The organism is Mangrovimonas cancribranchiae (assembly GCF_037126245.1).
Classification (GTDB): domain Bacteria; phylum Bacteroidota; class Bacteroidia; order Flavobacteriales; family Flavobacteriaceae; genus Mangrovimonas; species Mangrovimonas cancribranchiae.
Genome location: NZ_CP136925.1, coordinates 860,608 through 885,419, shown reverse-complemented (window position 1 = coordinate 885,419; position 24,812 = coordinate 860,608). Strand labels below are relative to the sequence as shown.

Genomic DNA, 24,812 nt, shown 5'->3' with positions numbered 1-24,812 from the left:
TATTGACTTTTGAAGTTTAATATGTTGAAAAATAATATCATATTTGCAAAAAAGAATGGTCTTTTGAAAACTTTACTAACCTTACTAACGTGTTTTGTAATCACATGTTCCTCTCTGGGACAAACGGTTAGAAAATATTCTAACGAATTTATGAATATTGGTGTAGATGCTGCCGCGCTTGGCATGGCCAATGCAGTTACAGCACATACTGCCGATGTGAATTCTGGATATTGGAATCCCGCTGGTTTGCTACATATAGAAGACAAAGAATTAGCGCTTATGCACTCTAGTTATTTTGCTAATATTGCCAATTACGACTACATAGGATTTGCCATGCCAATTGACGACCGTAGTAGTATAGGAATTTCTGTTATTAGATTTGCGGTTGACGATATTTTAAACACCACACAGCTTATCGACGATCAAGGAAATATTAATTACGACCGTATTAGCACCTTCTCTACAGCCGATTATGGCGTCACATTCTCCTATGCCAGGCAATTGCCTTTAGATGGATTACGATATGGCATTAACGCTAAAGTTATCCGTCGTATTATTGGAGATTTTGCCTCATCGTGGGGATTTGGCTTAGATGCTGCTGTTCAATTTGAAACAAAAAACGATTGGAAGTTTGGTATTATGGCTAGAGATATTACAACTACCTATAATGCTTGGAGTATTGATGAAGATGAATTTTCTACTATACAAGATGCTGTAGAAGGCCAAAACCAGGAACTCCCAGAAACAACCGAAATTACCATTCCTAAATTACAACTTGGAGTCTCGAAAAAATTCATCATTAATTACGACTATTCTATTTTAACCGAACTGGATTTAAATGTACGATTTGAAGAAAACAACGATATTATTTCAACATCATTTGCCAGCATAAACCCAGCTTTAGGCTTAGAATTTGGGTATATCGATATGATTTTTCTTCGTGGTGGTTTAGGGAACTTTCAAAACGAGCTTGAATACGACAATAGCGAGCGCTTAAGTTTTCAACCAAGTATGGGCGTTGGGTTTAGGTATAAAGGTATTCAAGTCGATTACGCTTTTACCGATATTGGTGACCAAAGTGTTGCGCTATACTCCAATGTATTTTCTCTAAAATTAGATTTTAGTATCTTCCGCTAGCGAAAAACCAAATCATGAAACAAGGGTACTTTTATTTTTTAGCATTAGTAGTAATAACATCTTTTTCGGTAGCACAAACGCTATCACCAAAAGCCGAAATTAGCGTCTTAACCATTGGTCCCGGACAAGCTTTAAACGATGCGTTTGGACATAATGCCTTTAGAATTAAAGACCCTGCTAATGGCTTAGATGTGACATACGATTATGGACGCTTTGATTTTAACACTCCTAATTTTTATTTAAAGTTTGCCTCTGGAAAATTAAACTATGCCATAGGAAAATCGAAATACAATGATATTTATGGCTTTTATACATGGCAAAACCGCCGTGTAGAAGAACAAAAACTTAACTTAACACAACCACAAAAACAAGCTATTTACAACTATTTAGCAACCAACTACAAACCTGAAAACCGTTACTATTTATACGATTTCTTTTATGATAATTGTGCCACAAAAATTAAAGATGTCGTTGCCGAAACGTTAAACCATAACTTACAATTTCACGCCCCAAAAGACTTTAAGCCCAAAACCTTTCGTACACTTATTCAAGAGAATTTATCTTGGAACTCTTGGGGAAGTGTAGGTATTGATATTGCTTTAGGTGCTGTTATTGATAAAACAGCCACGCTAGAAGAACACATGTTTTTACCTCAGTATATTAATTCCTTATTTGGTCTAGCCACTATTAATACCAACAACACAAGTTTAGTCACTTCTAAACAAACACTTTACAAACCTAAAAACCCAAAAACAGCAAATGTTTGGTCTATTATAATAAGTCCAATAGTTGTATTTAGTTTATTAGCTCTTATTATAGGTTACATTACTTTTCAAGACAGCAAAAAGCAAAGCCGTAGTATATGGCTAGATGGTGTTATTTTTGGTATCACAAGTTTTATTGGTATCCTACTTTTATTACTTTGGTTTGCTACCAATCATCAAGCCACGGCTAATAATTACAATCTACTATGGGCAAGTCCTTTAAGTTTATTAGCATTAAAATCGGTATTAAGTCAAACACCTAAAGTCTGGGTAAGGAAATACCTTAAGTTTTTACTGATTTGCTTAGCACTTTTAGCATTTCATTGGCTTACTGGCGTTCAACAATTTGCGCTAGCCTTATTACCTTTATTTGTAGCATTGGCATATCGTTACATCTATCTAATAAACGCATTAAAAGACCACTAATTATTGCCCTCTAAAAAATATAACAGCGCTTAACGTTTTTAATAACACATTGGCGTCCAACATAAAACTACGATGCTTGATATAATACAAATCGTATTGTAATTTCACTAAACTGTCTTGTACAGAAGCCCCATAACGTACTTTCACCTGCGCCCAACCAGTTAAGCCTGGTTTTATAATATGACGCGTTTCATAAAAAGGAATAACCTCAGCCAATTCTTTAATAAATTGTGGACGCTCAGGTCGCGGTCCAATAACACTCATATCCCCTTTTAAAATATTAATAAACTGCGGAAACTCATCTATTCTTGTATTTCTTAAAAAACGTCCAAATAAGGTAACTCTAGCATCGTCTTTAGTGGCCCAAACTGCACCATGTTTTTCGGCCTCTTTAATCATGGTTCTAAACTTGATAATCTTAAACGTTTCTCCATTTTTTCCTACACGTTCTTGACGGTAAAATAAAGGACCTCGATTGGCAAACACATTTCCTAATAGAATTAACGGAATAAGACAACACCCAACTAAAGTTCCTACTAAAGCAATTAGCATATCTAGAATTCGATGAATGAATAAGTAAAACTTATTTTTATTACTACGGCTAAAAGGGAAGTATTTATAAAAATCTTTACCTACAAACTGCACGGGTACACGGTGCGTCATATCTTCATACACTTGTGTGTATTCTTTAATAGGAAAACCATGCTCTAATAAAGTAATTAGCTCATTATAAATATCAGGCGTAATAGCTTCGGCATTATAGGTAGCGACAACAATTTCCGAAACTTTTTCTTCTTGTATAACGCGATGTAAATCTTCTGGAGGGTATTCGGTAATACCTTTATATTTCACAGAAGATGTTTGGCGTTCTTCACAATTAATAAACCCTATAATTTTATAGTTAGGATCGGCTTTCTTAAATGCTTCAACAATCGTTTCTATGTTTGATGTTTCGCCTACAATAAGCACCTTTTTAAAAAACCGTGGTTTCGAAATAAAGTTTATATAAACTAAGCGCCATGCAATTAAAGCAAATAAAATAGCGAGATAAAAATAAACAACCTGTAATCTATTGCTTGGTAAAAAAGGCGTGAAATACGGTGTGAATAAATAAAATAAAACCACCGTTGATGTAGTTAAAATAATATTGGGGAGTGTTTTTTCTGTCCGACTTGCTTTTTGCAAATCATAAAGCTCGAAAACAGTACCAAAAACACTTAAATAAATAATTAAAACAAGTACCCACGACCAATTTTCTTTCGTTATGGTAAAGTAATCAAACGAAAAATAATTACTTATTAGGCATAGCATACCTAAAACAGACAGTATATCAATAATTCTTAAGAGAATTTTACGCTCAGAAATATTAAAATGAATGTCTACAGGCATATGTTAAAAAAGGTTAAAGCTAAGATACTAAGTTCCAACGATTATACAAGTTATGTTACTGTAAAAGCTGCAACCAATCTTGTTTTACATGATTCCAATCAAAATTTTCGGCTTTACTACGGGCGTTCTGTACCATGTGTCGCGTATTTTCTGGAGAGGCTTTTAAATCTACAATTGCTTTTGCCATAACTGCTGCATTTTCTGCAGGAACTAAAACAGCCTCTTTTAAGTGTTCTAAAAAATAAGGAATACCACCTACGCGTGTAGAGACTACTGCTAATCCTAAAGCCATAGCTTCTATAACACTTACAGGCATGTTATCATAATTTGTGGTATTTATAAATATATTATGTGTTTTTGCTAAAGCAATCCAGTCTGGTTTTGAGAGTTTTCCAGTAAAAGTCACGGCAACTCCTAAGGTTTTAGCAAGGGTTTTGGTGGCTTGTAAAGAACCATCACCCGTATCTGGTCCTACCATAGTTAAGGTTGCTTGATATCCATTATCTAAAAGTGTTTTTAAAACTTCAACCGCCATTGTTGGGTTATAAATATATGAGAACGAACGTACCCACAGTAGGTTAAACTGTTCGTAATCGTGATTATAACATGTATAATTGCCAAGTGTAATACTATTAGGAATATAAGTAACAGGCGTAAATCCTGCAGTTTCAAAAGCCTCTTTTAAATAGATTGAAGGAGACACTAATTTATAAGCTGGTTTAAAAATCATCCGACAAAACACAGGGTTTTGCTGTAATCGCATTGGAAGATTTCCGCCATTTAAACTAGGTATGTAACACAATCTCAATAACCGGCATAATTGCGAAATAACTAAAGCGTAGTAAAAATTCCATGTACTATACGTGTCTATTAAAACGATTGAAACCCGATGCCTATTTCTTAATACTTGCCATATCATATCCAACAGCCGGTAAAGCTTATTTGTTTTCGATGATGCATAATACACCGTAATTCCTTCTGCTTCTAACATAGGTCCTAAAACGCCAATAGACGATATATTGCTTCGTTTACTATTTAAGTTGTTTCCTATATACAGGAGGCTTTTTTTCATAAGTAACATTTAATAAGGCTAACGCATAAATAAAAGAAGGTGCAGCTATGCGCATACCAGAATGGTTAATAGTGGCAAACCAAAATGCCAAAAAAGCATAGAAAAAAATATTTTTCTTATTGGTACTCCTATAACTTAAAGGAGCAAAAATTAATATAAGTAAGGTTATAATCCCCATAATACCGTGTTCTGATAATAAACGCCCAATTTCATTGTGTGATGGCAAATGCCCAATACCAGCTTCTACACGCATATTTTTTGTTCGGCTAGCGCCTAAACCAAAAAAAGGATGTTCTACAAATCCTTCCATTTCTTCCATAAATAAATCTAAACGGCCTGTGGCCACATCTTCTTTTTCACGTCCTAAGGCATCTTCATTAGCATATCGCTTATCTAATAAGCCACCTGTTTGCTGCGAACTAATCATCCAGGTAGATAAAGCCGCTATCACAAATAAGAAAAAAGATACCAAAATTTGGTTTTTTTGATGATGATTTGACTTCCAAAACAACACCCATAAAAATGCGGCGACAACAATTACTGCCGCAATAACACCACCACGACTAAACGTAACAAAGGCTCTAAAGGTCATCGCTCCAAACAAGATGAGGTTAATAACCTTCAATATGGTACCAGGTGAACGTAAAAAGAGTCTAACAACCAAGGTAAACATCCCTAGCCCTAATACCGTAGCCACTTGATTTGGTCCAAATCCACCTGAAGTAGCCGAATTTGATGCTGTACTTGTTAAAACATCTTTTATACTGGGCGTGTATAAAAACAAATAACATGTGGTTGTAATAATAGGCAACATCATATAGTTTAAAACCTCTAACACAGTTTTTTGTGGCACTTTCCTATCGTAACAAAACAAGGATGCTATGCCTAAACACACAGGACCACTTAATACAAACGCGATGTTGGTTCTAAAACTGGCATCAAAAGTTAACGTAATTGAAGCCACAACAATAGCAGGCACCAATAAAATAAGGTAAATAAAATAAGGGTATCCTTTTCCAGATACACCACGATAAAAAATGCCCATGAGGGTAAATAAAATCACTAAATACTTAGAAGCTTCATAAGAAAGTCCCGATTTTGTCATCCTAAATAGCACTTCGGCACCAACAAAATACGCACATCCTAATAGCACCATTCTCACCTTTTCTTGATTTGGAACCAAAATAATTTTTAAAAAAAAGTAAAGAAAAACACCTATAAAAATAAGTTTCCCTATAGGGCGAAAAAAATGCAATGCAAAAGCCATCCCAATATGTATTAAAATTAGGGTGATGTAATTATCGGCATTATAATTTCTAAACTTAACTCTCAAGTTGTTTTAAAATATGATTTTGAATGCGGTTATTATAATACGTAAACCCAAAACGATTTACTACAGAACGTTGATTAGCCAATATAGTTTCAAAAAGAGAAACATCCAATTTAAAAATAGTTTGAAAGCATGTTAACAACGCTTCTACTGTGGCCGCTGACATACAAATTCCTGTTTCTTTATGAATGATATATTGTCCAATAGAGGATACTTGAGAAACTACAGGAATACACCCAAAGTTCATGGCTTCTGCTATCACTTTAGGAAACCCTTCAGAGGCTGTTGTGGGCATTAAAAACAAATGCGATGTTTTGTAAATATCAAACACCTGATTTCTTGGCAAAAATCCATGAAATATAATATTCAAATCACTTTTTAAGGCTAACGTTTCAAACGTATTACGCTCTGGACCATCTCCAACAAAATGTACTGTTCCAATACGGTTTTTAATAGTTTCAGGTAACTGTAAAAGCGCTTCAATAATACGCCCAACACCTTTTGGTGTTTCTAATCTTCCTACATAGCATAGGTTTAAGTGTTCTGTAAACACCTTGGTTTTAGACATATCCTCGCCTAAAAGCAATTCATCATCTGTTAAACACGGATTTTCAAACGTTATACAATGTTCCGGTTGATTTGGCCATTGTCCATTAATGGTTACTGGCCGTTGTTGTTGTTTTAACCACCAACGTTGAAAGCGATAGCCTAATGGCGGATGTTTTTGATTCCAGTTGCCTGCATATTTAAACCAACCTTTATTTTTTACAAAAAAAGTCAGGTGCGGTATCGAATAAACACCTATACCTGTTGGCGCGCGAAACTGAAAATAATCGACTTGTTTTAACACGCTAGAAACAGTACGCAATACCTTTGGCGCCTGAGTAAGCAATTGCATTTTTGCGCTTAAACTTTGCCCTCCTAATGGCGGCAGAGCTACAAATTTAATGTCAGGACTGGTATATGGTAGCGCACTGGGTGGCGCCTCTCCGTGATGCAACATAGCCACATGATAAATCTCATCGAACACGGTTGTTAGATGGTTAATTTCTGTTATGGTTGGTCCCCAACCCACAATTTGACCTTGAGTATTGGTATAGTGTTCTGTATGCGAAATAATAGCTAGCGTCACACAATAGGTGTTTGTCCAAATATAAAACCTGCTTTGCAGTAATCATAACCTTAAGTCGGTTATTTTTTGATTTCTGAAATCTTCAACATACAACTTAAGTGTCTCAACTGAAAAAGCTAAACTAAAATTAGAAAAACAACATTATCTACCAGCCTCAATAAGCTTTGTATAATGTTTAATTACTTTCGTCCACTCATGCTGTTTTGCCCAGGCTAAAGCGCCTTCAGAAAAAGCCGATTTTTCTTTTATAATATGCTTTAAAGCAACTAAAAAAGTCTCGGTATCTGTAGGCGACACCAACATACCAGATTGTTTATGGTTAATCGCATCTTCAATACCACAACCTGTCGCGCCAATGGCAGGAACACCAAAAGCATTGGCTTCTAGAATGGCAATTCCAAAGCCTTCTACATCGCCCGACGCTGTTGGGGTGCTTAACATTACAAAAATATCGGCTTGTGTATAATAAAACGATAACTGTTCATGTAATACATGCCCATGAAATGTCACATGTTTTTCAACACCTAAACGTTCCGCTTCCTTAATAAAAACTTCGGTGTTTGTATTAAACCCCACACAATGATAATGTACTTCTGGATATTCTATAATAAGTTTTGGCAAATGCCTAATAACATTTAATTGCCCTTTACGTTCGGTCACATTTCCAACCGTTAATAAAACAGGATGTCCTTGTAAGGCGGTTTCTTCTAATAACGGTAAGGCTGTATTTTTAAGCTCATCAAACCCATTGGGAATAACAGTAATATTAGGATGCTTTAAATGTGCAACTAATGATTTGGTATAATTAGAAACAGCCACTACTCTATCAAATTGTTGTAATGATAAATTAATGCTTTGTTTTAACCACCATGTTTTATAATTGACTTCGCTCCCATGAATAATAGCATGCGACGCTTTTTTGTAAAACATATTACACAAAGCAACAGACCATAACGAGAATTTACCTGTAGCAATCACTACATCGGTTATTTTGATGGCTTTTAACAATAACTGAATGCGCTTAAGGTACATAAAAGCTCTTACCGCCGTTAATGGCACTCGTTGAATTTTAAACACCTGTTGCTTATCAAAAGCTTGAGTTTGGGTTATATCTTGCGCACGTTGATCGGCTAAAACAGTTACTTGAAATCCTTCTAACTGTAAGTGTTTTGCTAAATTATATGCATGATTCCCAATGCCACCTGGTAATGGCGGAAATTCTGAAGTGACTATTAATATGTTTTTTACGGTCTTTTTCAATCTAATGTTTCAATTTTTGGGCCTTGCTGTATTTTTTTACTGGATAGTCGCCACGATTTTATTAGTTGATACAACACTATAGGGCTAATTAAAATCATAAAAAACATTCCAAATAAAGTCAACCATTTATGGTGTTTAAACCGATAAGGCATGATTGATAGTGGCACGTTTTTTATTAAAGCTAATAGGGCATTTTTATTTCCAAAATAACGTCTGTAATAATACAACACGCTAGGCACTGGACGGGCGTCAAGCCAACTTTTTACTCGGTAAGCATCCCAACTTCCCATATCGCGTAAACCACCTGAATTCACTTTTAAATGCAAGCGTTTAGCTTTAGGGTTCGACACATTTAAATACCCTTTTATATAAACACGCGCACCAAACTCACCATCGCCCATACGTTGTTTTTCAAACTGCCTGTCGAATAGTCCTATTTGTTTAAATACATCTTTCTTCACCATGGCGTTCCCGGTATCTAATTGATCACTCACGCGAAAAAAACTGTAGTGTTTTGGCACTTTAGCCCCTACTTTTGATATAGACACACCCGACGAGACATCGGCGTTATAATAGTGTAAACATTTTACGTGATTTGTTATCCAATCTGTCTCTATTCGACTATCATCATCAAATAATAAAACATACTCGCCTTGACTTTGTTTTATAGCAGTATTTCTAGCCAACCATAAGGCTTTTTCTTCTTGGTATAACACGTTTAAATTAAGATTCCAACCCTCGTAAAATGCTTTTTGAAAGGGATCGGATTGATCAACAACAATCACTTCAAAATTTGGATAATCCTGCAACTCTAAATCGGCTAAAACATCTTTTAAATATGGGTATCTGTTTAACGTTGGGATAACAACCGTCACTAAAGGCATATGAGTTAACGTAATATCTTCCCAATCTGGTTGTTGAATTGTTGGTTGGTACAAATTGCCCTTCGGCATATTTCGGCTTTTAAAAAAAGCGCTAAATTCAGTCCAAGGATTTTTAAAAGATAATAATCGTAACAACAGTACGTACCACACCCAAGGGGCGTTAAAATAAGCTCGAATAAATTGATAATTATCCTGTATTGATAAGGCCTCTATGCGAGTTAATTTATCTTCTGCTTCAACCCAGCCTTTTTGTATGGCCTGCCAAGACAAATCGTACAATTGCGCTACTGGCGTTTTATATGGTACGACTGGTAGTTGCTCTAATATGTCTTTTGGTAACGCTTCAGGGTTTGGAAACACGGTCGCTCCTTTTTGCTTTAGCAAAAAATAATGAGTGGGTTGTATGTATTTGTAGAATGTAAAGAGCATATTTTTACTTTGTAAAACACCAAACAACATGATTGGAACTCAATCCATAATAGGTTCTCTCTGACTCTGAAACATCTTTAACTTGTAGCGTTTCTGTTGTAAAACCTGCGGCTTCAAACCGTTTAAAATAATCTAACCCACAGCTTCTACAATGATCGTCGTGTCCATGTACTTTTTCATAATCTTTGTAGGGTATAGATGGGTCTTCGTATGTTTTAGGATTATTGGCGGGATAGATAGGCACACTCATTAATAGTTTTCCTCCAGGTTTTAACACACGGTATACTTCAGAGATGGCTTTAGTATCTTCAACAATATGTTCAAAAACATGCCAAATAATAGCACGATCGTAAAGAGCATCGGCTAAGGTTAATCGCGTTAAATCCTGAACCAGATTTACATGAGCAACTTGACGTATATCTAACTTATCGTAAGTTTTTACACCGCCCAAAGCACGTTTTGCACTTAAATATTCGTTCCGATTTGGAGCTACATGCAAAACATTTAACTGCTCGCCCGATAACTTAAAATAGTTTATACTATATGGAATAAGTCTGGTTCTTGCTAGAGAACGGCATTTAGGGCAACACCCTTGTAAAAAGTTTTTACCTTGCCAATTACAAACGGGACAATTAACAGCTGTACCTTTCTTTAAAATACGCCAATAATGCCTGTAAAAAACCTTTTTAAGGTTTATAATATAAGGCTTAGGTGATTTAATAAGTTTTATTAAATTCATTTTAAAATGTTTCAATCGACTTAATAAAAAAGCCTTTTAACTGTAATGTATTTTTCCAAAGCATTCTATTTTCTTGACACAATTTATCAAATTGATTTTGATTTAAGTTAGAATGAAAATCAAATACTTTTTGTCCAATCATATCTAATTCATCTACCTCTACCCATACCACATGCTTTTTCCAATCGATAGTATCTTGTAAAGGCAATAACCCATCGGTATTAATATACACAGGAATGCGCCCCATGGCCAAGGTTTCATACAAACGTACGGAAAAATTACCAGCACCACGCGCACAAATAATGTAATCGGATGTTTTCATATTATCATAAAAAGCCACACTACTCGCATGTCGCTCTGCTGCTGTCTTAGCTCCCGCTCGATATTGTGTTCTAATAAGGAAATTCGTTTTTACTAACGGAGACTGCTCACATTGGCGCAAAACACGTCCTCTTAAAAAAGAACTAGACACCATCGCTTCGGGTTTATAAGGTCGCTGCTTTGTATAATATGCCAGGTTTCTTGCAGTTATTTTAACCAATTCTTTTACTCGGGTTATTGCAGACATACTAGCTTGCCCACAAAACCCTACTGTTGGTTTTTTATGGTATGGTCGTTTAAAAATAGAAGATTGTGAATAATACGTTTGTAACGGATCGTTTATAAATACTGGCATGCCCTGATGGTTATTTGGCAATTGACTTTGATAACCACTGGCTCTAAATACAATACCATGCGGATAATCTGGAATTGGTAAGCCAAAATCCCCCAACATAGCTATCCAGATTGGTTTATTGTACTTTTGGGTGTCTTCAATAAAGTCTTTGGCAACAGACAATTGATTGGTGTTATAATAATAATTCCACGACATGGGTAATATAGCAACCTCAGTGTCCTGTATGGTGTTTACAAACTTATAATCCTGATCCGATACACCATATAATGCCATTCGTTCCGCATCGGTAAACGCTTCTGGTTTTAAGAATGGCTTTAGTAAAGGAAAAATATCCCTTCTAAATTGATTATTAATATGGTTTTTTGGATAATATAACTTCATCTTAACCTCTAAATAGCTTGATAAAATGCCTTAAACTGTTTTTGTTGTTCTGCTAATGTAAAATGGGTATCTACGCGCTCCCTAGCTTGTTGTTGTATTACTTGTTTTCTATCTTGAGGTAAAGCAACAACTTCTAGCAGCTTTTCTGCTAACAGTTTGGGCTGTTGTTTAGGCACGACCCAACCTGTTTTGCCGTCTACAACATTTTCTGGCAAGCCTTCTGCATCACTTACTATACACAATAACGCCATAGCTTGCGCTTCTAACACCGCATTACAAAATCCTTCAGAAATACTATACTGCAAATACACCTCATGTTCTTCCATTAAATTTATAATTCTATCATGAGGTAATTTGCCTAACAATATCACATTGTCTTTGAGATTTAATTGATGAATAGCGAATGTTATGCGTTCGTATTCTTCACCTTCTCCAACAATAGTATATTTAAATTCCACGCCTTGTTGTTTTAAAACAGCTAATGCCTCTAGCATATTTACATACCCCTTTTTCCAATGAAACCGCCCTACAGTTAAAATACGATATGTTTTTCGTTGTGAAAGGTCTTGCTTTACTTTTGGTTGAAATTTTCCCCTATTTATAGCAGGCGTTATTTTCTTAAAAGAAACTGTTTTAGGAAGTCCTAAACTATAAGCCTTTTTTAATAAATCATCAGAAATTACATGAATTTTATCGACCTGCTGCCATAACTTGGCATAACAATTCGTATGCTTTAAGGGGTAGATGGCAATATCAAACCCCCGTAAACTCACGGCCATTTTTGCTTCTATGGCTTTAGCTAAAGTTTCGCGTTGTATGGCCAAAGTAGCAAATCCAAAATGCAACCAGTCTAAATCCGATTTTAAAATGGGTGCATTTATATACACCTGCTTTAAAAATGTTTTTAAGTGTTTTGGTTGTTCTAACTGATACCATGCTTTTACGCGTCGCCAATGTGGCAATAACCCTATAAATACTCTAAAGACATAGACAGCTTGAAGTACAGGGTGTCTACTCACTTTTGAAAACAGCTTCACCTCGCACCCATCAAAGCCTGTTTTGTTTTCCTGACAAAACAAAATCACGTTAAAGCCTTGTTTTTGTAAGCCTTTAATTTTTGACTTAAAAAACGTTTCGGAGTATGCAGGGGCTTGCGATAAAACGAGGCCTATTTTCATGTTTTTAATTAACTAATCTTTTATATAGTTTTTGATGCTGCTCAACACAAGATGTTAAGTTAAACTGTCTTTCAATTCGTTGTCTAAGCTGTATGGCTAAATTAACTCTTTCTGCCTCACTTAGTTCCATTATACAGTTTAATTTATTCTCTAATTCTACTATATTATTTGGTTCGAATAATAGATTGTTAAAAGGTGATAATAAATCTTTAATTCCTGAAATATGACTTCCCAAAACCAAACGTTGACATGCCATGGCTTCCATAGGGGCTACGGGTAAACCTTCTTTTCTCCCTTCGTTTTTTGTTGGTATGACAAATACATCTGCAATAGCAAGATAGGGCCTAACATCAGACACCTTATTAATAAAAAACACCTGATCTAAATGAGCGTATTGTGCTTTTAGCTTATTTCCGTAATCATTATTATTTGCACCAACATGCACGACTTTTACATTAGGGTTATTTAGTTTTATTACAGCTTCTATAAGAACTTCAATACCTTTAACTGGAGCTAAATTAGCGATACTTACAATAACAAAATCACCTTTATTAAATGTCAATCCGCAAGGTGTATGATAGGCTTTTTCTAAAGGTCTGTATTGTTTTAAATCTATCCCTAAAGGTATTTGAACGACCTTTTGTATCATACTTTTAAAAAAAGTATTCATATCAGAATTAATCGTGATTATTTTAGCACTTAATTGCGACCGCCAACACCATGCTTTATTCCCCCAGCCCATGGCTTTCTTTGTATATACAAATGGAGTTCCAGCAAGTTTAGCGGCTAATGGCTCAGTAATATCAGAGCTCCAATGCCAAGAATGTATGATATCAAACTGATGCTTTCTAAAAAAACGTGAAACACGCCAAATTCTTGAAGGTAAACTTATAAATGGTCGATAATTTGAATAATAATTAAACACATGAATAGGTACACCTAAACGTTCAATATCTTTAAAAAAAGCGCCTTTAGTATGGGCGCAACAAATTTCGGGTGCAAATATGGTTTTATCTAAGCCTTTAATTAAATCGTAAACCACTTTACCACTGCCAGCAGTATCAAAATTAGGAATGGTATAAAGTATTTTTATTTTTTTCATTAATATAAAACTTTACTTAATGAGAACACCAATTCCATACTTACGTTGTTTAGGACTTTCTATAAACTCGACATATTCATGTTTATTTTTTATCTCATTCCAAAACTTATCAACATAGCAATTCAAATTATGATGATAATCTGATTCTACAATATCATGAAATGCAATTAACCCTCCTTTTTTAACCAAGCCACTATACATTTCATAGTCTGACTTAACCCCTTCATATCGATGATCTCCATCTATAAATAAAAAATCAATCTGTCTCCCATTGAGTTTGTTGACTAATTGATTATAGGTTTCTTTTTTATGAGAATCGCCTAAAACAACTGACACTTTGGAGTTTTTCTTGTCTGATAAAAAATACTTCATAAAAGGAATCTTCTGTTTAGGAAACCCTCCTCCATGTATACCTCCTGGTAAATCTATAGAGATTAAATGGTTAGGTTTTAAGTAACGAGCCCACATAAAAAAAGAACCTCCCTTTTTTGTTCCAATTTCTACAACTATTTTAGGCTCTGTTTTTTTCACATAATTAACAAAACTTCTAAATTCGTCTTTAAATTGATGCAGTGAAATCCTGTCATAGTAGCCTCTACCAATATAAGATTGTGAAAAGTCATATATTGAATCGAAATCATTTAATTTAAATGATTTTGATAATTTTCGCTTAGAAATTAGTAATGCTATTGGGTTTAGTATATCTCTCTTTTTCATCTTAATTTAACTCATTTTACTATTTTTTTGAAAATTTTTATTTTCATTTTTATAAAAAATCGTGTATCTAAACTTATTATCCAATAACATAAACCATAACATAAAAAAAACAAGTGCTTTTTACTTCCCAACTCCAAGAGTCTTTGCGTATTTAACGCAAACCTATAATCTTGTTTGGATATTAAATTGGGATACTCGTAAGCAAAACTTCTAATTAACTCTCTTGAGGCTAAAAATTGTTTGGTTTTGTTACTTGTCACCGAGTTTCTATTAATGCGTCTATCCAAACGAACCAAGGTTTCATGAAGTCCATGAATTTTAGAGACTAACGAAAACCGCAACACATACGTCCAATCGACACTTATACTAGGGTAATGTTGTGTAAAATACAAGCCATTTTCAATATGTACTTGTTTTTTAAACATCATACAACTATTAACCACTTTTATTTGCTCGCGGTAATTTAATAAAAACATATCTTTCCCTTCGGGATATTGTTTACCATGTACTAAAACACCTGGGAATTTACCTGATATTTTTACGCCATCACAAAACTCGGCAATTCCAGAAACCATACCAATGGCCTTGTTTTTATTTAAAACATCTACTTGTAATTGCAATCGGTTGGGGTAGTAATAATCGTCTTGTTCAGCAATCGCTATATAATCACCTTTGCTTTCAGCAACCAACCGATTCATGGTTGGCCCTAGTCCGCGATTATTTTCATTTATAAGAATATGCATGGCTTTGAATTGGGATTCATACCGTTTTAAAATGGTATATGAACCATCTGTAGTGCCATCTATGCAAGCTATTACCTCAAATTCTTGATAGGTTTGCGCTACCAAACTATCTAATGTTTTAGCTAACGTACTCTCTCCATTGTAAATGGGCAATATTACAGAAACCATCATACGCTTTCTATAGGTTGTTTATTATACCACTTCGACAAGGTTAACAGCATCGACAGGCCGTGTGCATGCTGTAATTGGTCTTTAGAGGTGAATCTACGATACATGTCTTGTGTTACTAAGGGTGGTACAAATTGTTTAAATTCATCTGAAAATAACTGTTTCTGCAACTGTTTATCATTCTCTTGCCCTAAAAACTGTAATTCCCAATTTCGTTGTATGGTTGGTTTACCTAAAAGGCGTTTTACTCGATATTTCAAGGAATGTTGCAATCGTCCAGGAAGTCCTCTATAGGTGTAATAATCTTGGTAATTATACAAATTACAAGGGTGATATAAATCCCAAGTTAACTTAGCCAACTGAGGCGCTTTTTGTTTTATGTAGGCGATTTGTATTTGACGTCCAGACAAGTATTTCTCTGGTATTTGACAAATAAACTCACACATCCTATTGTCATAATACGGCAAGGTAATGGGGTGTGCAGCTTCAAACACACTTAAATTTACACTCGTCCATCGTGGTGCCCAATACAAACTTTTAAAGGCACGTATTCTTGCATTAGCACTATGCGAGATGTCTATTTGCTGTAACAATGCTTTTACTCGTTCGTAAAAATAATCGTAAAACTGGCCTTCTAATGCCCAAGCTTGCCATAAGGTTTGCGCCAATTTCAAACCGCCACGTTTGGTTATTTTCTTTATGATTTGTTCTACCTGCAGGTCTATCGATAAGTCATCGGCCACCGCCATATCGTCAAATAACACATCGCCCCAATGGCCTAACGAAAACACCCCTTGATACCCCTTTAATTGGTTAAGTACTGCCCATTGCCGCGGACTACAAAAATCGGAATAACAACCATTTATTTCTGCCAAATCATCTATACTATTCCATAAATAGCCTTTAGGAATTGTAAAAGCATCAAATGCAAACCCACACTGTTTAGCCACTTTTTCGGCTATTTTAGTTTCGTTGTAGCCTTGTTCAAATTGGTAACTATACGCTTGAACATTGGCTTGTAGTTCCTTAAGTACGATAGCTTGCGTACGACTATCTAATCCGCCTGATAATGGTAAAATAACTGACTTATTTTCAATTTGTTCGGAAACAATCGTTTTAAATAATTCGGAAAATTCATCTACAACCTCTTGAAACGGACGTTCTTTTGGTGTGTTATGCCACTGAAACCAGGGTTTAGACTCTAATAAAAAACCAGCGTCATCTAGCTTATTAATTGCTGCGGCTGGCAAAACTACTTCATCTTTCCAATACGTATCGGTATCTAAAAAAAAACCTGTCGCGGCAAATACACAAATGGCTTTTTGATTTACCTCATGAGGTGCTTGCACCTTAGCAAAGGTTTGTTTTTTGGGTATAATGGGCGTTTTTATAGTCATAGCTTACACGAGAGCTCTAATATAGCTATAAGCGTGAAGAATACAAATAGTGGTTAAGAATTAGTAGTGAGTTGTCAGTTGGAGGTTGGAGGTTAATGGAACCAAGAATCATGAGTCAAGACGGAAGACGAGAAGCGTGAGTAGTGAGTTGTTGGTTGTTGGTTGTTGGTTGTTAGTTGAAGGTTGGGAATTACGAGTTCTGAGTTGTGTTAACATCTATTATTATATGGTTAAGCTGATTGCTTATCATTGTTTGTTTTTATATTATTTATCATGTTAAACACTTCTTGATAGTCTAACCCCATATAATCACAAAACTCGCGTATAGTGAGTGCTTGATGTTTTTCTTTTTCGTGAATATCTTTAATGGTGCGCACTAATGTTTGTGCTGTTGTTTGTGATTTACCTATAATTATGGCAACCTCTTTTGGGTATATGCATAGCCTTTTCATCATCTTCCCTTAAATAACTTTATTTTAACTACTATGTTGATTTTCTAACTTTTAGCAAGTTAATTTAAAAAATAGAGTACTAGATTTATTTAAACCAATAGTTCTCAACGGATTTACCAACATTCTAAAGAAAATTCTTACAATTATATGTTTAATCTTCTTTTTTTATAGTTTCAAATCGCTATTTCAACTTTTTTGATAGAATCTATTATGTTTGAGTTATATTTTTTTTGCTTAAAAAAAACACCAGACAGATAGCCTTTTACTTGTCTGGTGTTTAAACATGACATAACTATAACACCTCTAAAATTTGTAAGGCATTAAAGGTTCCGTTTTTAAGCGGATACTGCATGTTGTTTACTTCTTGGAAGAAAGCCACTTTAAGCAAATAAAACGCCTGTCCGCTTCCTGTAGCTGGTGCTACGGGTGTTAGGGTTACGGTTGATGCCGTGCCATTAATAGGCAGGTTTTCTATGTTACTTAATTGCATGTCCTTAGCTTCAGTTTCGAAATCTAGATTTAGAAATCCGCAACTAAACTCGACATGTGTTGCTCCTTCAGGGATGTTTAATTTTTGATCTGGTGTTAGATCATCTATTATCACCTCGCCTGTTGTGGTGTTTAACGTCCAATCGCTTAACAACACTTCTGATAGGCTTGATTTTCTGTTAAAATCGAACCCTTTTAAAGGTAGTTTTCCTTCTGGTGTTTGAATGCCTACAGCTACATTTCGCTTTCCACGAGGTGAGGTGAGGTCTGCATTTTTTACTTGCGACATCACTTGCGTTAATCGGGATGCTAACTTACTGTCTTTAGCATTAGACACCATATCGATAATTGCTCGTCTTAATAGCTTCCCACTGGAAGCGCTAGCTCCGAACTCGTTATTGTTTTCACGAGTTCTTTGAAACGCTGGGTCGCTTTTAATACGGTCTTTACTTACACCGCCTTTGGTTCTCATGCGGTATCCGTCTTCGGTCTTGTAGAAGTTTACATCGTCTAACGATCCTTCTACTTTAAAAAGGCTTTTGTATTTAGCCATGATGTTATCTCTTTTTATGTATACTTACAAAAGCATACTGATTATTAAAAAATTAAATGACATTGCGTTATTAGATCTTTTAATTGGTGCACGTATGTATGAGCTCCTACATATAAATTTCAACTGCAAGACCTATTAACGACAATGCTTGGGACAAATATATTTTATACTCCAAAGACTCCTTTTTGTTTTTCAGGTGTTTAGGCTGTAGCTGTTTTTATTTTATGTTTTATCATTTTTTTGGTGCTTTGATATGTGATTCTTTGTTTTAGAAACTTTTGGTTATAAATGATTCTTATTTTGATTTTTGCTGTTTTTTGTTGTTTTTGATGTGTTTTACTGCTTTTCGTGGTGTAATTTTTCTGGAACTTTGTACGGACTATGTACGGACTATGTACGGGGTATCTACGGGATATCTACGGCGAATGTGTGTGGTGAATACAAATATTAGTAGTAAATTGTGAGTAGTGAGTAGTGAGTAGTGAGTAGTGAGTAGTGAGTAGTGAGTAGTGAGTAGTGAGTAGTGAGTAGTGAAGACTACAAAAAATAAAATCACCCTAAACTTGGTTCTGAGTCTAACACCTTAATACCACACTAAACCAACCTCCATTCTGGCAACGCCAGAAAACAACCGGCCGTCTGCAGTGATAACGAACAAAGATGCGGAAGTGCGTTCCGATACCATCGGAAAAAAGCATGAAGCATCGAGCGTGAGTGGTCCAAAGGAAGCACCTCAGACAGGCTTGATTTTTTGGTTCGTTTTGCATCAAGGCAAAATGAATGAAGAAAATAAATAAGCATCTCCTTCCCCTTGTCACCCTGAACTTGGTTCAGGGTCTTGGTTGTGTAGGTGCGGTGTTTGGTTGAGATGCCAAACCATCTACCTGTCAGTTCACCTGCCATAGGCATGGCAGACAGGAGCATGACAGAGGATAATTAAAACCTGTCACCCTGGACTCTTGTATAACGACAGACAAGCGTTTCAGGGGCTTGTTATTATTAAAAATAATATTGAATAGAGATGCTGAAACAAGTTCAGTATGACAAAAAAAATGTCATTTAAAGTAAGTAGAGTAACACAAAGAATCCTATTGTCATTCAGAGTGAGCGACAGCGACACGAAGAATCTACCCTGTCATTCAGAACGCAACGCAGTGAAGTGAAGAATCTTTATATTAAACCTATCACACCCTAAACGTCTTCTTCCTGCGAAGCAGGAAAACCACTTGTCGTAAGGATACATCTCAAAAGCTTCGAAATCCAGTCATACCATGACGCGAAGTTTTGAGAAGGGTTTACCGTAGGTAAAATCCCTACCGACAAGGCGTCGTTTCTTTTGTTTCGTTTTCTTTAGACGAGTAAAGAAAATGAAAAAATATAAATAAGGTCATTTTAAAACAAAAGAAGATGCTGAAACAAGTTCAGCATGACAAAAAAAATGTCATTTAAAGTAAGTAGAGTAACACAAAGAATCCTATTGTCATTCAGAGTGAGCGACAGCGACACGAAGAATCTACCCTGTCATTCAGAACGCAACGCAGTGAAGTGAAGAATCTTTATATTAAACCTATCACACCCTGAACGTCTTCTTCCTGCGAAGCAGGAAAACCACTTGTCGTAAGGATATATCTCAAAAGCTTCGAAATCCAGTCATACCATGACGCGAAGTTTTGAGAGGGGTTTACCGTAGGTAAAATCCCTACCGACAAGGCGTCATTTCTTTTGCTTCGTTTTCTTTAGACGAGTAAAGAAAATGAAAAAATATAAATAAGGTCATTTTAAAACAAAAGAAGATGCTGAACCAAGTTCAGCATGACAGTTATTTATGATTCCTAACAACCGCTTCATACAACGCTAAAAACTGTTGTATACTGTGTTTAGCATTAAACTGCGCTTTTACAAAATTGTGTGCTTGTTGCGTTATCGTTTCTAGTTGTTTAGTAGGCGTGTTGTATACCTCTATAATAGCCTTTGCCATAGCTTCGGGGTCGCGAATAGGTACCAACCAACCTGTTTTGTTAGGTAACACCACTTCGGGCATACCACCACAATTGGTAGAAACTACTGGAAGACCTATAGCCATAGCTTCCAAAACGACGTTCGCTATGCCTTCACTTAAACTTGGTAACAAAAACAGATCAAATGTTTTTAAATAGGCAAACAATGCGTCTTGAGGCACATGATCTTTAAAGACCACAACATCTTCTAGGGACAAATCATTAACCATAAACAGTATATTTTCTGGCACTGGTTTAGGAGCAATAATGGTATACGTTACTTGAATCCCTTGTGCTTTTAATTGCTTGATGGCTTTTAGCGCATAATCATATCCTTTTACCCAATGGTAACGTCCTACAGAAACGATATTTAGCGTTTCATTAATTGCTTTAGGGGGTGTAAAATGGTTAAATACGGCATCTGGCAATATCGTGAAAATGGTTTTAACGTTGTCTACTGTTGCTCCATAAAACAAAGCCTCGGTTTTCATATCTTGCGATACGGCATGAAAGGCATCTACTTTTGGAAAGTAATCGTAGTAACTTTGTGCTAGAGCAACATCGGCTTTAGGAGAAATATGAATATGTGTCCCTCGTAAACTCAACACGAGTTTACCCCCATAGGTGTCTTGTAAAAACATCCATCGTGATAGTTTTTTAGCCCATTGTAAATGAAATACATCAGGTTGGTGTAATAACACGGGGACAAAACGCGAAAACCGCATCCATTGTTCGTAACGGGTTTTATAGGTTAAGGCTTGACGAATGGCAATATTTAATAGTTTTGGTGACTTGAAAAGCAACCTAAAGCTTCTAATACCTGTCAACCACACATTTTTAAATTGCTTGGTTGGGGTTTCAATGATGGTAATGTTGGGGTTGTTATACTGTACCTCTTTTTTAATGGTGCCAAATAGCAATACCTCATGATGCTTGGCTACGCCGTCTATCAGGTGTTCGATAAAGGTGGACGAGGGTATGGCGCCTGTGTAAATGGCTATTTTGAGCTTTATCTTCAATTTTAAATTAAAATATTATATCATTATTAGGAATACGACTTTTTAATATTGAATCTAACTTTTTTGAAACAATATTAGCTCCTAGATAGTTTAAATGACCTAAATCTTTGAACATATTATCACTTAATTCTAGATTATTAAAATCTATAAAAGACACCCCTTTAAAACGTTGATTTTTAACAGTTAAAAACACACATTCATTATCTCTAGCTATATTATTATTATGCTGTGGACTTCTCACAAAAGCTATTTTTATATTAGACTGTTCACATAACTTCACTATTTTTTTCAAGTATATTAAATTGACATGAGATACTTTTTTAATATCACGGTGCTTCCTGATAGAATCCATTCTTTTAGTTACGTTTAAGTTAGAATTTTTTGAAGGTAAATACCTGTAACCGCCCATATTATCAACGAAATTAAAATCGTTATTTAGTATCCGATATAAATTTAACTTTTGACTATAAGCCATATTAAACAAGATACTTTCAGGATTATTACGCATCAATAATTTATGAGCAGAAAGCCCCATAAAAGTACCCCATTTAGAATAGCCGTTAGACAGATGTTTATCATCCCAGACCCAATCATCCATGTCGCTCATAATTTGATTATTAGAAAATTCAACTAAAATTAATGTTAGATGAGGATTATGTTCAATTATTTGCTTTATTTTAAAATATGTATAAAAGTAGGATTCTCCTGAACTTGATAGGTTCTTAAAATTAGAGATTACACTGTCGTTATAAGCACATTCAGCATGCGAATGACCAAACATAACATACTTTATGGAAGTAGGTAATTTAAACTGTCCCCGTTTAGACACCTGCCTTTTTAGACCCAAAAAATAAAAGACATTATAAGTATTAGTACTAAAAAAAAACTAACTATATGTTTTAAAAATAGTTTCATATATTAAAACTGAAAATAAATAAACTCTTGTGGAGTCCCACTAAAAGTTATAATTATAAGTATTAACACATAGTACACACCCCATCGTAAAAATTTATGTTTTATTGGAATATAGGCCAAAGCATGCTTTTGCTTTCTTCCAAACCATTCTACAAGTAACAAGATGGTAATTAAAACAATGATATCTTTTGGTCTTATTGTAGGTATTGTAAAAAAACTATGAGAAAAAATAGTAGACAGTATAGACCAAGCTTGATGTATATTTTCCGAACGAAAAAACACCCATGCTAATACAGTTACCCCAAACGTTACAGTTATTTGAAGGCATTCTTTTATACTGGGAAACAAAGTAGTTGAAGCAACAATATCTGTGTGATGCCGATTTATATTAGCCAGCATAAGTGGTAAAAAATAAAGAGCATTTAAACCTCCCCAAACAATAAATGTCCAATTAGCACCATGCCAAAACCCACTAACCAAAAAAATAATAAATACATTTCTTATTACTTTAGCTTGTGTTCCTCTAGAACCTCCTAAAGGGATATAGAGGTAATCTCTAAACCACGTTGATAAAGATATATGCCAACGTCGCCAAAACTCAGCAATATCTCTTGAGAAGTACGGAAAGGCAAAATTTTGTTTTAAATCGAAACCAAATAGTCTTGACGTTCCTATAGCAATATCGGAATACCCTGAAAAGTCCCCATAAATTTGAAAAGCAAATAACACAGCTCCTAATAACAACGTACTTCCCGAATGGGTCTCATAATCGTTAAAAATAGTGTTCACAATACGTGCACAATTATCTGCAACAACTATTTTTTTAAATAACCCCCAAAGTATTTGTCGCAACCCATCAACAGCATTAACATAATTAAACTGCCTCTCTTTCAAAAATTGTGGTAATAAATGTGTCGCACGTTCTATAGGTCCCGCTACCAATTGTGGAAAAAAACTAACAAAAGCGGCAAAGGCCACAATGTTTTTTGTTGGCTCTATTTTTTCTCGATAAACATCAATGGTATAACTTAATGTTTGAAAGGTGTAAAAACTAATGCCTACGGGGAGAATGATATGTAGGGTATATTGTGGAATTTCAAAACCGAAAAATGAAAAAGCAGAAACAAAATTATCAACAAAGAAATTATAATACTTAAAAAAACCTAATAGCCCTAAGTTAACTAAAAGGCTTAACAATAATAAGCCTTTTCTAACAGCTTTCTTTTGTGTTTTAACTAATTGCTGTCCTACAAAAAAATCAACTAACGTACTAAAGGCTATTAAGGATAAGAATCGCCAATCCCAATATCCGTAAAAAAAATAGCTAGCAACTACAATTAAAACATTCTGAGCTTTATGGTTTTTATTAAACACAAACCAATACAATAAGAAAACAATAGGTAAAAAAACAGCAAAGTCTAAAGAGTTAAATATCATATGGTTATATTTTTTTTATTATATCAGTATGAAAACGATTTACATTATGAGCTATATTTTTCCAATCAAATGTATTAACAATATGGGAGACATTTGTTTTAGAAGATACGGTTTGTAATGCTTGCTTTGTAGCCATAACGTGAGCCTCTACATCTTTTGAGTTAATTAGTTTTGCCGAAGTCTCTTTAAGGTATTCGGCATTCCCTCCTACTCGACTGGTTACAATAGGCACACCACAAGCCATGGCTTCTAACAAACTATTACAGGCTGTACTATCTAACATGGGTAACAACAATACTGAAGCTGTTTGATAATGTGCCAACAAGTCTTCATCACTTAATCCGTGATGCACGTGTAAGTTAAGGTGTGACTTTAAACGGTGTTCTATTCCTGAGTTTACCACGGCATGTATTTGAATATCTTTATTTTTTTCAGCTAACAAAGGTACACAAGCATTAAACGTGTTAAAATCTCGTAAATGCTGCCCCACAAAAAGCACTTTATTGGGGTGTTTTTTATTACTATTAGGTTTAAAAAACTGTGTATCTACCCCGTGTGGTATATACCTAACCTTTGTATTGGGTAATTTTGTTTTAAGAAAATCGACTTGATTTTCGCCTACTGCAATGGCGCCATCTAAGTGTTGTAGATATTTCCAGTCCGTAATACGTTGCTCTAAAACCGCTGGCGGTTTATGAAATGTCGCGCAAAACACGACTTGATTATATTGCTTTTTTAATCTGACTAGGTAGCGCACGTCACGTTCGGCATTAAGAAAATGCACTACTGTTGGCGAAGATATCTGTCGCAATGTGTTACGAAGCTCTAACGCTTTAAATACACTCGCTGTATTAAACAGGCCCGAGGTTTGCTTATGCATTGCCGCTACGATCTTAGCTATTTTATAAGGCATAGACGGTGTTCCCGTAATAACCTTTGCCTCTGGAAACTGTGTTACCAATTGGGCGTAGCCAGAATAAGTAGCATGATGTGGTGACCGATGATGTACAAATACCCTATTCAAAA

21 protein-coding genes are annotated in these 24,812 nt (G+C 35.2%); 2 read left to right on the top strand and 19 right to left on the bottom strand.

Going from position 1 to position 24,812, the window contains the following annotated elements; all coding sequences use genetic code 11:
* Positions 1 to 63 precede the first annotated feature (63 nt).
* Entirely contained in the window at positions 64 to 1,137 is a 1,074-nt protein-coding gene (locus R3L15_RS03925; RefSeq protein ID WP_405023545.1) for a PorV/PorQ family protein, read from the top strand.
* A 14-nt stretch (positions 1,138 to 1,151) separates the two neighbouring features.
* Positions 1,152 to 2,327: a DUF4105 domain-containing protein gene (locus R3L15_RS03920; RefSeq protein WP_338733357.1), complete on the top strand. Its 1,176-nt coding sequence runs from the start codon at positions 1,152 to 1,154 to the stop codon at positions 2,325 to 2,327.
* Here R3L15_RS03920 and R3L15_RS03915 read toward each other — a convergent pair whose 3' ends face one another.
* The 19 genes from R3L15_RS03915 to R3L15_RS03825 all read right to left on the bottom strand — a co-directional run bounded on the left by R3L15_RS03915 (position 2,328) and on the right by R3L15_RS03825 (position 24,810).
* Positions 2,328 to 3,716, bottom strand: a complete 1,389-nt coding sequence (locus R3L15_RS03915) for an exopolysaccharide biosynthesis polyprenyl glycosylphosphotransferase (protein WP_338733355.1) — start codon at positions 3,714 to 3,716, stop codon at positions 2,328 to 2,330.
* A gap of 55 nt (positions 3,717 to 3,771) precedes the next feature.
* Entirely contained in the window at positions 3,772 to 4,788 is a 1,017-nt protein-coding gene (locus tag R3L15_RS03910; RefSeq protein WP_338733354.1) for a glycosyltransferase family 4 protein, read from the bottom strand.
* The gene (locus tag R3L15_RS03905; RefSeq protein ID WP_338733353.1) at positions 4,748 to 6,121 is read right to left on the bottom strand and encodes an O-antigen ligase family protein; all 1,374 of its coding nucleotides are present in this window, start codon (positions 6,119 to 6,121) and stop codon (positions 4,748 to 4,750) included. The genes R3L15_RS03910 and R3L15_RS03905 overlap by 41 nt, the downstream gene beginning before the upstream one ends.
* Complete coding sequence (locus tag R3L15_RS03900; RefSeq protein WP_338733352.1) at positions 6,111 to 7,250, bottom strand: glycosyltransferase; 1,140 nt, start codon at positions 7,248 to 7,250, stop codon at positions 6,111 to 6,113. Before R3L15_RS03900 ends, R3L15_RS03905 begins: the two co-directional genes overlap by 11 nt.
* 141 nt (positions 7,251 to 7,391) lie before the next feature.
* On the bottom strand, positions 7,392 to 8,510 hold the full coding sequence (locus R3L15_RS03895) for a glycosyltransferase family 4 protein (protein ID WP_338733351.1): 1,119 nt from the start codon (positions 8,508 to 8,510) through the stop codon (positions 7,392 to 7,394).
* On the bottom strand, positions 8,507 to 9,823 hold the full coding sequence (locus R3L15_RS03890; protein ID WP_338733350.1) for a glycosyltransferase family A protein: 1,317 nt from the start codon (positions 9,821 to 9,823) through the stop codon (positions 8,507 to 8,509). The genes R3L15_RS03895 and R3L15_RS03890 overlap by 4 nt, the downstream gene beginning before the upstream one ends.
* 4 nt (positions 9,824 to 9,827) lie before the next feature.
* Positions 9,828 to 10,562 carry a methyltransferase domain-containing protein gene (locus R3L15_RS03885; protein ID WP_338733349.1) on the bottom strand — a complete coding sequence of 245 codons (735 nt, stop codon included), beginning with the start codon at positions 10,560 to 10,562 and terminating at the stop codon, positions 9,828 to 9,830.
* Between the two features lies 1 nt (position 10,563).
* Entirely contained in the window at positions 10,564 to 11,619 is a 1,056-nt protein-coding gene (locus R3L15_RS03880; protein WP_338733348.1) for an exostosin family protein, read from the bottom strand.
* Between the two features lie 8 nt (positions 11,620 to 11,627).
* On the bottom strand, positions 11,628 to 12,797 hold the full coding sequence (locus tag R3L15_RS03875) for a glycosyltransferase family 4 protein (protein ID WP_338733347.1): 1,170 nt from the start codon (positions 12,795 to 12,797) through the stop codon (positions 11,628 to 11,630).
* Between the two features lie 4 nt (positions 12,798 to 12,801).
* Entirely contained in the window at positions 12,802 to 13,899 is a 1,098-nt protein-coding gene (locus R3L15_RS03870; protein ID WP_338733346.1) for a glycosyltransferase, read from the bottom strand.
* 12 nt (positions 13,900 to 13,911) lie between these two features.
* On the bottom strand, positions 13,912 to 14,616 hold the full coding sequence (locus tag R3L15_RS03865; protein WP_338733345.1) for a class I SAM-dependent methyltransferase: 705 nt from the start codon (positions 14,614 to 14,616) through the stop codon (positions 13,912 to 13,914).
* A gap of 11 nt (positions 14,617 to 14,627) precedes the next feature.
* Entirely contained in the window at positions 14,628 to 15,530 is a 903-nt protein-coding gene (locus R3L15_RS03860) for a glycosyltransferase family A protein (RefSeq protein WP_338733344.1), read from the bottom strand.
* On the bottom strand, positions 15,527 to 16,924 hold the full coding sequence (locus R3L15_RS03855) for an asparagine synthase-related protein (protein WP_338733342.1): 1,398 nt from the start codon (positions 16,922 to 16,924) through the stop codon (positions 15,527 to 15,529). The genes R3L15_RS03860 and R3L15_RS03855 overlap by 4 nt, the downstream gene beginning before the upstream one ends.
* A 230-nt stretch (positions 16,925 to 17,154) precedes the next feature.
* Positions 17,155 to 17,379, bottom strand: a complete 225-nt coding sequence (locus tag R3L15_RS03850; protein ID WP_125467416.1) for a hypothetical protein — start codon at positions 17,377 to 17,379, stop codon at positions 17,155 to 17,157.
* A 289-nt stretch (positions 17,380 to 17,668) separates the two neighbouring features.
* Positions 17,669 to 18,418, bottom strand: coding sequence for a hypothetical protein (locus tag R3L15_RS03845; RefSeq protein ID WP_338733339.1), 750 nt, complete (start codon positions 18,416 to 18,418; stop codon positions 17,669 to 17,671).
* Positions 18,419 to 20,237: 1,819 nt separating this feature from the next.
* The gene (locus tag R3L15_RS03840; protein ID WP_338733338.1) at positions 20,238 to 21,434 is read right to left on the bottom strand and encodes a glycosyltransferase family 4 protein; all 1,197 of its coding nucleotides are present in this window, start codon (positions 21,432 to 21,434) and stop codon (positions 20,238 to 20,240) included.
* 7 nt (positions 21,435 to 21,441) lie between these two features.
* Positions 21,442 to 22,263: a hypothetical protein gene (locus R3L15_RS03835; protein ID WP_338733337.1), complete on the bottom strand. Its 822-nt coding sequence runs from the start codon at positions 22,261 to 22,263 to the stop codon at positions 21,442 to 21,444.
* 89 nt (positions 22,264 to 22,352) lie between these two features.
* The gene (locus R3L15_RS03830) at positions 22,353 to 23,786 is read right to left on the bottom strand and encodes an MBOAT family O-acyltransferase (protein WP_338733336.1); all 1,434 of its coding nucleotides are present in this window, start codon (positions 23,784 to 23,786) and stop codon (positions 22,353 to 22,355) included.
* 4 nt (positions 23,787 to 23,790) lie between these two features.
* Positions 23,791 to 24,810, bottom strand: coding sequence for a glycosyltransferase family 4 protein (locus tag R3L15_RS03825; RefSeq protein ID WP_338733334.1), 1,020 nt, complete (start codon positions 24,808 to 24,810; stop codon positions 23,791 to 23,793).
* Positions 24,811 to 24,812: the final 2 nt, after the last annotated feature.